Source organism: Erysipelatoclostridium sp. MSK.7.34, from assembly GCF_019041935.1.
GTDB lineage: Bacteria > Bacillota_I > Bacilli_A > Erysipelotrichales > Coprobacillaceae > Thomasclavelia > Thomasclavelia ramosa.
On the sequence record NZ_JAHPYJ010000002.1, the window covers coordinates 1 to 14807 of the forward strand.

The window sequence follows — 14807 nt, forward strand, 5'->3', positions numbered from 1 at the left end:
GAGCTGCATCTCCTTCATAAACATATCCACATACAGAACATACAAATTTAGCCATTATAATTATCTCCTTTTTATATTATTTATTTCATCATCACCTATAATTAACAGTAATGATTACTGATATTAATATATCATATTTTAATTTTTTGTCAATATATATACTCACCTAAATAGAAAAAAAGCTGAATTTTTATTCAGCCTTCTTCTAAAAGAGAGAGAGAAATATATCGCTATTAACAATTTTCTTTTTTACGGTATAGCCATAATCCAGCAATACTTAACATTCCTAATACTAAGAATGATCCAATAACTACATCGTCACCAGTTTTTGAACTAGTTGTTGTATCTGATGCAGTGTTTCCATTAATTATACCATCTTCATTAGGGGTAACTGATGGTTTTATTTCTAATGCATCAATTGCTGCTTGCAACTTAGCCTGTAGTTTATCTACATCAGTTTGTAGCATTTCTGAACTATCTTTTAACTCTACTTTGATAGTTTTAATAATATCCAATAATTTATTATAAGATTCTTCAGTATATCTATTAGCATCTAGTGCTTCAGCAGTTTCTAATAAAATATTAAGATCTGTTAAATCTCCTCGTTCTACAAGTTTTTCAGCAGCAGCTTTCAAAGTTTTTGTTAATTCAGCTATATCTTCACTGCTGTTTTCATCATTTAAAGCATCTTTAACTTCTGTTAGTACTTTAACAAATTCTTTCCATGTAGAAGCAGTATAATTATTTTCTTTATAACTATCAATTAATCCATTTATAGCATTAATTTCATCAGCAGTTGCTTTTAAAACCAATGCCGCACGTGTTTCTTGTAATGCTGTTAAAGCATCTTCCAATTGTTTAACTGTCGCATCATCACTAGCAATTAGGTCATGTGCCACCTTTAATGCATCTACAAATGGTGTTGCAGTAGATGTTAGATATTTACTAGTATCTAAATTATCCAACTCATTTGTATCTATATAATTTTGTAATACTTCTTTACTCACTGAAACTTTTGTAATTAAGTTTGATTTAGCTACTTGTAATATGTTGACCATATCAGCAACTTCTTTAACGTTCAATTCTTCTTCACCTTTAGCTAATAAAGTATTAGCCTCATTAACTTTATCTTGTAATGCCTCCCATGTTGAATCAGTATAATCATCAGCAACTAATGCACCAATTTTATTTAATTCATCTTTAATTAATTGGGCATTACCACGAGTAACTAAATTAGTATAAGCAATTTGTAATTCACTATATGCTTTGATTATTAATTTCTTATCTCCTGAAGCAGTTGATAAAACTTCATTTGCCTGATTCAATTTGCTAACATACTTAGCATAAGAAGACGCAGTATAATTATTTTCATCAACATTTAATGAGTTAACATATTTTTGTAATGCTTCTAATTCTGGTAAAAATTCATCATCATTTAATCTTACAATTTCAGAAATTGTTGGGATATTATTTGCTTCCCATACAATCTTCAATTCATAAGTCATATCAAATGGTAAATATATCTCATTTAGTGATTTGCTTAAAGTGCCTACTTGTACCCACTGTTTTTCTTCACCAACCATTACTAAAGCCATTACCTTAGCATTACTTACTGTCCCTTTTTGAACGATATTTATTTTCTTAACATCTAAATTATCAGAAAGTGTATATGTAATATACCCTGCATCAGTAGTATTTGGTTTATATGCTGTAGTTAAATCACCGTCAAACATATTTTGTGGTACAAATCCTTGTACTTCAACTGCATTTGATTCAAAAGTAGGATCATTTGATACCGGAACATACTCACCATCATTAATTACAATTTCATTGAATAAAACTGCACGATTATTATTTGTTGCTGTCATTAAAATTTTTAAATAACGAGCCTTAACATTATCAGCAGTCCCTTCAACCAATACCTTATTAGGATAAGTACTTGATGCTTTATAACCTGCATCAGAATTTATACAAGTAACAGAGGCATCATTTTTATTTTCTACTCCATCACCAATTGTTATAACCTTTGTCCAATTTTCTAAATCATTAGAAATAAGAATATCAGCATCCCGAATATAATTTACTGCAGAATCTTGGCAGAACATTTGAATTTTAGAAATATTTCTTTCTTGTCCTAAATCATAAATAATGTATTGTCCTTTTTGTGGCAGATCTGCAAATTCTGTTGTTGTATCAATATTACCATCAAAAGCCGCACCATTATTACGACTATCTTCTGCTACTCCCCATGAACTATTAATTCCCATTGTTGTTTCATATAATGAAGGAGCGTATAATTCATTTGAATGTACTTCAAATCTATTAAGATTAAAAGTAATGGCAGAATTAGTATTATTAATTATTCTTACATAACGAGCATCAGGTAATTCACTAGTTTTAGTTTTTACAGTAGTCCACTCAAGTGCATTTTTAGATGTTTCTATAGTCAAATTATCTTTATTCATATCAACAACAATTTCACTAATATCTTTAATTCTTAATAAATCAACACCAATATATTGACCTTGAGTTAATGTGATTACCTCATCATACATCAATTTAGTTAAATCTTCTTTACTTTCTGTTATCAATCTATATTCTGTATTTGTGTATACATTTGTATCATCATAATCTTTAATAGGATCAAATTGGGCAACATCAAATTCTGAGAAAATTACCCAAGAATTTTTCTGTTCATTATTTACTAAACGAACATATCTTGCCTCTACTCCACGTAAATTCTCATCAATAACATCTTTGCCGTTAGTAACACCTTCATATGATTTATATGTTGTCCAATCTTGACCATCAGCAGAGTATTGTAAACTGTATTTAAGCCACTTGTCACCCGCATTACGATCTCCACCAATAACAGCATGAACTTTTCCTATCTGAATTGTTTTTCCAAAATCCCAACCAATAAAATCACCAACGCGGCTAGTATCACCGGGCTTAGTATTAAAATCTAAAGCTGTAGTGTTATCTCCATCCGTTAGATTTGACTCTGTTCCTTTGTAGACTTCCCATGTATCAGTATACATAAATGTCTTTTCTATAGCTGCAGGATTGCTTACACTAAAATCATAAACTTTCCACCAAAAACCAGCACTATCATTTTGTAAATTTAATTCTAAATTTCTAATTCTAACTGCTTTAACCGTTAAGTTTAATGCTGAAACATCCTCATTAACTGCTGCTTGACCATCATATTTTGCAATTTCTTGCCAATTTTTACCATCAATTGTATATTCAAGCGCATATTTTGTAATTTTATCAGTTTTACTATCTTGAACAAAATTAATTGTTCCTAATTTTTTAGGATTTTTGAATGTTAAAATCAATGAGGCATCAATAGGTATATAATCTTTAATTGTGCCACCTTTATACGGATCTTCAGCAAAGTGAGCAAATGTAGAGTTATCTCCATCTGTTACTTTTGCAAGAGTACCGCCTTGTAATGACAATTTATCTATAGATAATGTTCCCATATCATTATCTACAATAGGTTCATCTGTTGGATTTACAACAATATCACGAATTCCTAACCAAGTATTAGATTTCGCTTCTGTGGCAATCATTCTAATTCCTTTTACATTTTGTAATTCTAAATCTTCTAAAACAACTTCATTTGGTAGATTATAAATAGTTCCATCCAAATCTTTCCATTCTTTGCCATCATTAGTAAATTGCACTTTAGATTTTGCAAAAGTATCTTTAGAATTACTATTTGTACCTAATCTAAATATCACTTTATCTACATCAATAGCTTTTGTGTAACTAACACCAACATATGTACCTTCATTTATAGAATTTGGATTTTTATAAACAATTTCCGTATTGGCTTTATTATCAAAAACATTTGAAATAGCTCCAGTAGGTGTATCATCACGATTTGTAATAAATTTTGTTACCTGTTTTGATGGATCAATAATTGATGATGCAACATCAGATAAGTATTGTTCCATTGTTTTTATAAACGGTACAATATGTTGTACCCCTACTTCCGCATATTCATCATGATCAACATAATGGAAATTATGTGTTTTTGATCTTTCAAAAGCAGCTTGACCTTGAGCATACAAGTCCCAAATTTGGTCATTTTCAGCACCATCTTGCACTGCTTTGACACCATTAATTAAAGCAATCGCTGCCTCAGTAGTATCATCCCAGCAATCTAACCAATAAATTATTTGATCTTTTATACGAGTGTCACCTGCTTCATTACGATAAGTTTTTGCAGCTGTTTGTAATTTTGTGAACTCGTTAATTAAATCGGTAAATAAATCATCACTGATTGTATTACCACTATTTAAAGCAGTTTTAAATTGATTCAAACGATCTTTTAATTCTACTGACTCTTGTAATGGCGTTACACGACTATCCATATTTTGATTTATCATATGTTTTGATAGTTCTTTTAAGGCATCCGAAGCAGCTGTTACTTCTGCGCTATTATGATCAACATATTTAAATGAATCTTCCCAAATTTCATCTGCTTCTTCACTAGTTTCCCAAATATTCCATGAATAACATGCATTTCCAAAAATTGCCACTTTACTTGGTTCAGATTGTTGCATTGGATTTAGAACAATACCTTGGATCTTATTTGGATCAACCCCCGGATGTAAGAATGTACTATATCCACCCATAATCAAGTGCTTTTTAGAATTATCAGTACAAGGCCAATTGATCCACATATATGGTCCACGACCTACATTATTAGTAAAAGTTGTTGTAAAATTATTTGAAACTTCACCCCAAACACGTCCACCAGTCATAACAATTTGAACGTTTTCTGGGAAATTCGTATAGTAACCTTGGCCATTACCCATATATTCTTGAGTACAAAATGGTAATGTTAATTTTAAATCTGGATATGTTTTTTGCATTTCCTTGATCCATGCAGTCATATCTTTCAAAGTTTTAATGTAGTTATCTCCACCAACATTTCCAGCATCATCAGCAAGAATTGCAATTTGACGAACACCTGCTTCAATTACTTGAGCAAATTTAGCCTGCATTACTTTTAAATCAGCTTGATAATTTTCTTCACTGTTATATCTAATTGCATTATTCATATACGGATGCAATGCAAAAACAAAACGACATTTTGATTCATTACCAGCTTGTGCTAACGGTTTTATTTTTGTTTCAATTTCTTCATCACTGTATAATTCACGCCATTTAGAATTATGTTTAGGGTCATCTTTTGGAGCATAAAAATATGAATTTAATTTATAATATCCTCCCCATTTCATCAATTCAGAGCGATCTTCTGTTGACCAAGGGTTTCCATAATATCCTTCAATGAATCCTCGACTAGCTACATCAGCGTAATCTTCCATTACAAAGTTACGGATTGAATAACTATCCATCTGGTTAAAGATATGATATAAACTAGTGATTCCATAAAATGCAGCATCAGTATCTTTACCTAATACAGTAATTGTCCCATTATCTGAGGCTAATAAATATGAATCTAATTTATCATATAATCCACTTGTTTTTAATGTGTAATTTTTAGATACATGTTTATCAACGTATCCATCTGATCCTTTAATACCTACTAAGATATTAGTTTGATCTTCTTTAATTTCATTTGAGATAGTAGCATTTATCTTCTTGATTGCCAATACCTCATTCATTCTAGCTTTAGTATATTCATCAATACCATCTTCATATACAATATTAATATTTTGATGAATAACGTAATCACCACTTTGATATTCCATCAAATGTGGTTTAGGATAAATTTCATAATCTGACTCAGCAGCACTAACTTGTGTTGGCCATGCACTAAAACAACCGAAAACCATTAGTACTGCCAAAAACATAGACATCAGTTTATGAGTATTTTTTTTAATTTTTCTCATTATCTCCTTTTCCTTTCCCGTATAGTTAATATCGAGTCCCATTCCCAAAAATTATCAATATTAGTTATACATTATATAAATAAATCAATACAGATTTTAAACAAAAATAAAGACCAAATATAATTATGCTAAAAAACATAATACATATTTGGTCTTGCCTGCTTAGAGTAACAATCCGTATTTACAAGTAAATATTAGCAAAATATTTAGTAAACGTCAAGCGCTTCCATTATAATTTTGCGTTCTTTTTTATATGTATACATAAATAAGTTTGCTCGTCTGGTGATAATTCATAATCATAACGATCACGAATTAATTTAACAATCCGATTAATACACAGAGACAATCGTAAATCTTCTTTCAACATTTCCCGGATATCCGCTGTAGTATCTTGCAATTCATCAATTTCATCCCTAAAAATTCTTTCCGCTAAATACTTTAAATGAGTTGAAATTCGCGCATAACCTAGAGAATCCTCCTCTAAGTCAACTTTCATTGATAATTTAATCACATTTAGTACTTCTTTTGTCAAAGTAACAATTTTCGTTGCATTATTTGCCTTATTATCGAGTGAAAAGTTTACTAAATGTAAAGCAATATAACCTGCTTCGTCGTCATCTAACCGTATCCCCGTTTTTTCTTCTATATAATCAAGTGCCCATAAACCAACTTTATATTCTTTTTTATATAATACTTTTGTTTCACTCAAAACAACATTAGGAAGATAAATCTCTTCCTTTTTTCTTTTTACTGCAAATGAAATATGATCACTTATCGCTAAAAATATTTCACCACTAAAATCTGTATCTAATTCCTTATTAGCTTGATTAACAATTTTATTAGTTATTTCAAAATATATAGCAGGTACTGTTTCAATCGATTGCTCAAATCGTTTCTGCTGATCATCTTTAAAAAAATATGTCTTTTCAATCCTGCTTTCGTCAACTTCATCACCAATTCTCTTTTGAAAACCGATCCCCGAACCAGTTAAAATTATATCACCTAACTCATCTGATATTGCTGCAACACTATTATTATTAAAAACCTTGAGTATCTTCAATGTTATTGCCTCCATCCATTTACATTAATATGTCATTCATGGCATCGACAATAAATTGTACTTCGGTGCCTATGATAATTTGTAAATTATTTTTTCCAATTTTTATAATTCCTGTTGCTCCAGTAGCTAATATAGCTTGTTCATCAACTAAATCAGGATTACCTAATTCCACACGTAATCGTGTAATACAGCTATCTGCAAACTGCACATTATTTCGCCCCCCCAAAGCTTCTATCAAAACAATTGCAATCTCATCATAGTCTTGATTTTCTAATGTAATATTGTATTCCTCTTCCTCAATTTCAATTATATCTTCATCAGTCTCCCGACCAGGTGTCATTAAATTATAACGAACTATCATAAATCTAAAAATGCAATAATATATAAAAGCACAAATCAATCCAAGTGGAATCAGCATAAATATATCGTTAGAGAACGGGGCTTTAATACTCAAAATATAATCAATCAATCCTGCCGAAAAGCCAAAGCCCGCAAGCCATTTAAATACCGCAGCCACAAATAGCATTATTCCTGTTAATAGAGCATGAATAAAATATAATACTGGTGCAACAAACATAAAAGAGAACTCCAATGGTTCTGTAACCCCAGTAACAAATGAAGCAAAAGCAGCAGACAATAAAATCGTTCCAACTTGTTTTTTTCGTTCAGGTCTAGCACTTTGGTAAATAGCGATTGCAGCTGCTGGTAATCCAAACATCATTACTGGAAAAAAACCAGCCTGATACATACCAGTTACTCCTTTAATGCCTCCAGACACTGTTCCCCAAAATTTGCCAATATCATTAATTCCTGCCACATCAAACCAAAAGACAGAATTGAGTGCATGATGTAATCCAGTAGGAATTAATAATCGATTAAAAAATCCATATAATCCAGCTCCAACTGGTCCTAATTTCGAAATCATTTCTCCAAATGATACAAAACATTCATAAAAAAACGGCCAAACAATTAGTAATAATAAAGAAATAACTAGCATTGAAGCAGTCGATATTATTGGGACAAAACGCTTTCCACCAAAAAAAGATAACGCATCAGGTAACTTTACTTTCGAAAACTTTTTATAATTATATGCCACTACAAGACCTGAAATTATTCCAACAAATGCATTTGCAGAATTTTCAAAAGCAGCAGAAACTTCTGCTTCGGGAATTCCTTTTATCAATGCTACAGCCGGTGGTGAAAGCAGCCTAGAAACAATCATATAAGAAACAACCGCACTTAGAGCTACCGTTAACTCTCGTTCCTGAGACATTCCAATAGCAATTCCTACAGCAAATAAAATTGGTAAATTATCAATAATCGCTCCCCCAGATTCAATCAAAAAAGCAGCAATAGCATTATTACTTCCCCATCCTGTTGGGTCGATCCAATAACCAATTCCCTTTAATAATGCAGCAATTGGCATCACTGATACAGGCAACATCAATGATTTTCCCAATCTTTGCATGTATTTCATCATTCCCATCCCCCCAATCAATATAGGATTTAACTGTACCTTTCCATTCAATATATTTATGTTTCTAAACACATTGATTATTAGTAAATTAATGTGTTTTTTTTGTCCGAACGAAAATGTACTATTTTTCGTGCAGAATAATATATCCAAACCTATTGTATCACTAAAGCGCTTACTTTGTGTTAAAAAAAATACAACGAACTAAGTTCGCACTATGTAAGAAATTATACCTTTTATTATCAAATCATGTCAATAGATATATCTGTGGCTATATACATTAAATCATAACTACATATTATCATTTTATAAAATAATTGGTATAATATAAGAATATTTAAAGATATTCTTGACATATAATTATTTAGTCGATATTATAAATATAACGATGTTACTATTAAATTAGGCATTAGTGATTATTTTTTGATATCACTAATGCCTTTTTCTATATTTAAAAGGAGATAATGAATGAATTTTTTTACTAGACTATTAAAAAATAAAAAAAATACAGTATGTGCTCCTGCCTGTGGCAAAGTTATTCGTCTGGAAAATATCCCCGACAAAGCATTTGCTAACAAAATGGTCGGTGATGGTCTTGCAATTGAAATTACCGATAATAAACTTGTTGCACCATGTGAGGGAATAATTAGTGTTATTGCTAATACTAAACACGCATTTGTTATGACCCTTCCTAATGGTCTTCATTTACTAGTACATATTGGTATCAATAGAGCAAAGCCAGATGCTAATAATTTTCAGTATCATGTAAAAGCCGGTGACTATGTTTCTTTAGGAGCAGATATTGTTACACTAAGCGATAATTTATTAAAAGTCCTAAATAATAAGGTTATTACCCCTATTATTGTTTGCAACTATGAATCTCACCCTATTAAAACATTTACTACTGCTTCATCTGTTGAAACTGGTAAAACCATTTTTACTTATAAATGATTGAGTCTAAATTAAATGAAGCCCCTTATTTGGATAACCAAATAAGGGGCCTCATTTCAAAAATTAGGCTCGTTTTTTATTTACAGTATAAAAAGCGAAATTTAAATTTCGCTTTTTAACATCTATTAAATTATTCCTCTTTTTTTCTTAACAGCCAGTATATACCAACAATAACAACAACGCCTAATCCTGTTACATAGGCAAAAATATTTACATCATCACCTGTTTTCGCAGAATCACTAGCAGGAAGTTCGTTTGGAGTCGGTGTTGGTATTGGGGCTACTGTTGCTTTTTCTTCTAATTTAGCAACCGCTGTTTCAAAATTGTTTTTAGCCTCAATAAATTCTTTAGCAGAAATATCACTTAAGTTATCAAGCATAGCTTTTAAAACATTATATGCCTCTTGATATATTTTAGCAGAACTGTCAGTGTATTTGCTTAAATCCACTAATGTAATACTGTTAATATATTCTTTTACTTCATCAGCTTTAGCACGAACTACAAGAGCTTTAAGTGCATTATCAAGTGCTTTGATACTAGCATCAATTTCTTCAGCAGTTCCATTTTCTAATCTTGCAGTTGCTTCAGCAATTGCATCAGCTAATCCTTTGTAACTGCTAGTTGTATATAATTCTTGATTAACTTTATTAGCTGTATCTAAAATATCTTTTAGATCACCAACAACTACTAATTTTTCTTTAGCAGCAGCTAATTCACTAATAGCTTTCGCAAATTCATCAGGGTGTACAGGAGTGCTTTGATTATCTATAATCAACTGTTCAACTTTTGCCTTAGCTTCTAGATACATTTTCCATGAGTTGATTGTGTAAAGTTTTTCTGGATTTGTAACCGAAGCTACAAAATCATTTTCTCCTTCAATTGTAATAATTGCTTCTTCTTGATTTGAAGGATTAAATACTAAATTAGTATTTGCTAGATCATAATTAGCAATTAATTTATCAACATCTGCAACTGAAGTATTATCACCATTAGCAATTGCCTTATTAATTGCCTCAATAGCTTTACTATATGCTAACCATGAAGCCGCAGTGTAATTATTTTGATCAGTATGTGCATTAGCGATAATTATTTCCAATTTACTTAAATCGCCTTTTAATACTTTATTTTCAATTGCCTTATTAATTGCTCTAACGGCATTATCAACAGTTGTTTGTGAAGCATACTCACTTTCAAGTACTTGCTTACCTGCATTATAAGCATCTCCATATGTTGCAGCTGCTGCAGCTGTCCATGAAGATAAATCTTCCTTGTTATCAATTAAAGCTTTAAGCGCATCAACATTAAGTGTAGTGACCTCAGATTTATATGTTGATAATTCTGTAATATTAGGAATCACATCCCCCCACTCAACCTTAATATCTAATAAGATTGTATTTTCAGGTAAAACAAATTCATTAATTGCTTGTGATAATGTTCCTAAAGTTACCCATTGTTCTGCACTTGCATTTGTAAATAATCTTGCTTTAACAACTGCATTAGAAATTACAGCACTATTTTGAATAATTTTAATTGTGTTTACTTGGTTATTAGATGATAAACTATAGTTCACATAACCATTAGCATCTTTAGGAATAAACATTGTTGAAATATCCCCATCAACCATATAACTAAATAATCCATCTCTTGTTTCTTGACTACTAGATGTAAAGGTTGGATTGTTTTGTGAAGGTATAAATTCCCCATTATTTATTTCTAATTCTTGGAATCTAACCCATTTATCAGCTCCAACTTTAGTTCTAGTAATTTCAAATTTTAAATAACGAGCTTGCAGATTTAAACCATCTACTTTTTTTGCATTATATGAAATTTCATGACTTGGTAAAACAAAACCAATTTCATCAGTATTTTCAGCTTCACCTGGGTTATTTTCATTTTGATTACCTAAAAGCATGATTTCTGTCCAAGTTTCACCATCAGTAGAAACTGAGAACTTTCCATGACGTGGATAATCCCATTCGCTATCAGTACATATAGCTTTAAATGAATTTAAAGTTATTTCTTGACCTAAATCATATGTGAAATACTTGCCAACATTTTGTGATCCCTGATAAGCAGTAGCCGTAGTAAGATCACCATCAAATACATTCAATGGTTTATCGATTGAAAAATTACTACTTGTAATTGATTTCTCTTTAATCTCAACTGTATTTACAATAAATTTATTAAGATCAAAAGTTACTTCAGCCTCATTATTATTAATAATACGAACATAACGAGCATCAGCACTTACATTACCAGCATTTACGTTTTGCCACTCATAACTATTTTTAGAAACTTGAATGGTCAAACTATCATTTGTTAATTCACTAACAATATCTTTTAATTCATGAATTCGATCTAGTTTTAAACCTACATAATCACCATTAGCTAAAGTAATCCCTTTAGCTGGCGTAATTTTAGCACTTTCATCTAAATAATCAGCAGTTAAACTCTTATATTCACTAACATTAGTAAATACTTTACCATTATGATATACCTTAGCTGCTACATCAAATTCACGCATAGCAATCCAAGTGTTTTGATTAACCTTATTAACCAATCGGACATATTGAGCAGTAATATTTTGATCTGACAAATCAGTCACAATATTAATTGTATTTTTATATGTTTCAACTGTTGTCCAAGTTTTACCATCTAATGAATATTGTAAATCAGCATCTTTAAAATAATCACCATCGCTATCAGTGTTACCTTGAAGAATATTAATCTTACCTAAAGTAATTGGTTTAGATAATTTAACCCCTACATAATCACCTGGAATAGTTGTATTTGCAGGTTCCCCTTTTTGTCTAACATTATAATGTACTTTAGTAGTTAAATCACCATCAATAAGATTAGCATCACTACCACCATAAATACTCCATCCATCCGTAGTACGGATCACTTCTTTAGTAAATTGTTCCTCTTCTGCCGGTTGTGTAACAACAGTAAATTCACGCATTGCCGGCCATTTGTTTCCGCCACCAACTTCGCTACATACATAACGTACGGCAACAACATCTTCAATTTCAATATTAGTAACATCTACTTGTGATGCATATTCACCATATACTTCTTTATTTAAATCTTTAAAAGTTGTTCCATCAGTAGAATATTGTAATTTTGCATAACCAAAAGTATCTTCTTTTTTATCACTATTATTAGCACCATTTAAAATATGAACACCATAAATAGTCGTTGGTTTACTTAGATCCACTTGGAAATATTGACCAGCTTTTTCATATCCATTATGCCATGCTGCAGTATCATTATTACCATCAACAATATCAGCTATTTTACCTGAATGCCAAGTAGTAAAGCTTGATGAAGCACTAATTTCTAATGGTTGTTCTGTTTCTCCACTAGCAATATAGTCATTAATTGGTCCTGAAAGTTTATCTTGTAAAGCTTTTGCCAAAGGAATCAAATGTGTTGATCCAGGACTAACTTTAGCTGTTCCATTTAATAATTTACGGATATGATTTTGACTATTAATTAATTCTGATGATGCATTTGAGAATTGATTAAAAGCTGTAACCATATCATTTTCTTCAATTGCAATTGCTGATTCTGTAAAATGTTTAATTGCTGTCGCTAAATCTTTTAAAGAACCGGTAAAAGATAATAATTCTTTTTTCAGGTTTTCATTTTTACTATTTGCATGGAAACCATCACAAGCATCAATAATCACATTCATTTCTGCAATTAATTGTTTTCCACTTTCAATAATTGAATCACCATTAGCTAACTTAGTTTTAAACTCATTAATTAATGGTTGTAATTCTTCAGATTCAGCTAAAACTAAGCCATGACCATTAGGTTGAGGATTAGACATATGCTTAGCTAATGTATGTAATTCCTCACTTGCCTCTTGATCAATATATTTAAATGAATCAGCCCAACTTTGATCATCATTAAAGCTTTTAACATTCCATGCATAATCAGCTACCGCAAAAATAGCCACTTTAGAAGCTTCAGCTTCTTGCATTGGATTAGTTACTACCCCACTTAAATCATCAATATTAATATCAGTGTGTAATAAACTTCCTTTCCCCATCATTAAACGTGAACCGTTAATATCATTGACAGGCCAGTTCAACCAGAACAGTGGACTTCTTCTTTCGTCAGCCCCTTCTGGTAATCTGTTTCTTTTAAAATGATCTAATGTTTTTTGTTCAACTGGTTGACACACTGCTTCACCAGTCCAGAAAATTTTCACATCTTCAGGGAATCCAGCATCATAATCACTTAATTCAGAATAATCCCCTTGCCATGAATGATTATATCCTGCTGGACAGAAAACAGAATCATAAACATCTCCTTTTTCTTTTGCCCAAGCTGATACACTATTCATCATTTTAATTACAACACTACGGTCTAGGCTACCAACATCATCACCAAGAACACCAAATTGGCGTACCCCAGCATCGTACAATTGATCAAACTTTTTAAGTAATGAAGCAATTTCTTCATCTACTTTAGATGTATTGAAACCACCCATAAATGGATGGGCTGTCCATACAAATCTACATTTAGAATCATTTCCTACTTGAACCATTTCCTTAATGGCTGCGAGTTCCTCTTCAGGATATAATTCACGCCATAAATTTTTATGATATGGATCATCTTTAGGTGCAAATACATAAGAAGTCATTTTGAAATCACCACCAAATTTCATTAATGACATTCTATCTTCATTTGACCAAGGAATCCCATAGTACCCTTCGATAAAACCACGAATATCGGTATCAGCATAATCTTTAATTACAAAGTTACGGATTGTTGATCCATCCATTTGATTAAAAATATGTTTTAATGAGGTAATTCCATAAAATGCCCCATCAGTATCTTTTCCTAAAATAACAATTTCACCATTATTTGAAGCAACAAAATGCGCCCCAAATTTACTAAATAGACTCTCTTCAACGCTATAGTTGGATTTAACATAGCCATCAACATACCCTCCAGATTTATATGTACCAACTAAAATATTTGTTTTTCCGTCTACTTTCTGCTTAGATGTGCTAATTTGTTTATTTTTTGACTCTAATACTTCAGTCATTCTCTTTTTAGTAGCAGCATCAATTCCATCTTCATATACCACATTAACTTGTGAACGAATAACATAATCCTTATCTTGATAAGTAATTTCATGTGGTGTTGGATAAATTTCATAATTTGTTTCTTTAGCTTCTACTTTTATATTTGGTGACATAAAAAATAGTGTACTAAATACAACCAACATTGCTAATGAAGATTTTAAAGCTTTGTCCCAAAATCTTGCCATCTTTTTTCCTCCCTAAGATTTAGTCAAATGGATTAGAAAAATAAAAGACCGATATACAGAAAATAATCTGTACATCGGTCTTGCCTAATCTAATAGTAACAATCCATTTACTTCACGAGTATATCATGACAATTATCCCCTGTCAAGAAAGCGATTACAAAA

General features: G+C 31.2%; 5 protein-coding genes. 1 reads left to right on the forward strand and 4 read right to left on the reverse strand.

Going from position 1 to position 14807, the window contains the following annotated elements:
* Positions 1-233 precede the first annotated feature (233 nt).
* The 3 genes from KTF99_RS01570 to nagE all read right to left on the reverse strand — a co-directional run bounded on the left by KTF99_RS01570 (position 234) and on the right by nagE (position 8413).
* On the reverse strand, positions 234-5915 hold the full coding sequence (locus KTF99_RS01570; protein ID WP_029481630.1) for a beta-N-acetylglucosaminidase domain-containing protein: 5682 nt from the start codon (positions 5913-5915) through the stop codon (positions 234-236).
* 187 nt (positions 5916-6102) lie between these two features.
* Entirely contained in the window at positions 6103-6933 is an 831-nt protein-coding gene (locus KTF99_RS01575; protein WP_008792067.1) for a PRD domain-containing protein, read from the reverse strand.
* A 19-nt stretch (positions 6934-6952) separates the two neighbouring features.
* Positions 6953-8413, reverse strand: coding sequence for an N-acetylglucosamine-specific PTS transporter subunit IIBC (nagE, locus tag KTF99_RS01580; protein ID WP_008792068.1), 1461 nt, complete (start codon positions 8411-8413; stop codon positions 6953-6955).
* Between the two features lie 462 nt (positions 8414-8875).
* Between nagE and KTF99_RS01585 the strand changes: the two genes are divergently transcribed.
* Positions 8876-9358, forward strand: a complete 483-nt coding sequence (locus tag KTF99_RS01585; protein WP_003538437.1) for a PTS sugar transporter subunit IIA — start codon at positions 8876-8878, stop codon at positions 9356-9358.
* A 130-nt stretch (positions 9359-9488) separates the two neighbouring features.
* Here the strand turns inward: KTF99_RS01585 and KTF99_RS01590 are convergent, their stop codons facing one another.
* Entirely contained in the window at positions 9489-14645 is a 5157-nt protein-coding gene (locus KTF99_RS01590) for a beta-N-acetylglucosaminidase domain-containing protein (RefSeq protein WP_029481632.1), read from the reverse strand.
* Between the last annotated feature and the right edge of the window lie 162 nt (positions 14646-14807).

Bases quoted from the DNA above. Each gene is read 5' to 3' on its own strand.
- KTF99_RS01570 (WP_029481630.1), bottom strand. From the start codon at position 5,915: ATGGGACTCGATATTAACTATACGGGAAAGGAAAAGGAGATAATGAGA.
- nagE (WP_008792068.1), bottom strand. From the start codon at position 8,413: ATGATGAAATACATGCAAAGATTGGGAAAATCATTGATGTTGCCTGTA.
- KTF99_RS01585 (WP_003538437.1), top strand. From the start codon at position 8,876: ATGAATTTTTTTACTAGACTATTAAAAAATAAAAAAAATACAGTATGT.
- KTF99_RS01590 (WP_029481632.1), bottom strand. From the start codon at position 14,645: ATGGCAAGATTTTGGGACAAAGCTTTAAAATCTTCATTAGCAATGTTG.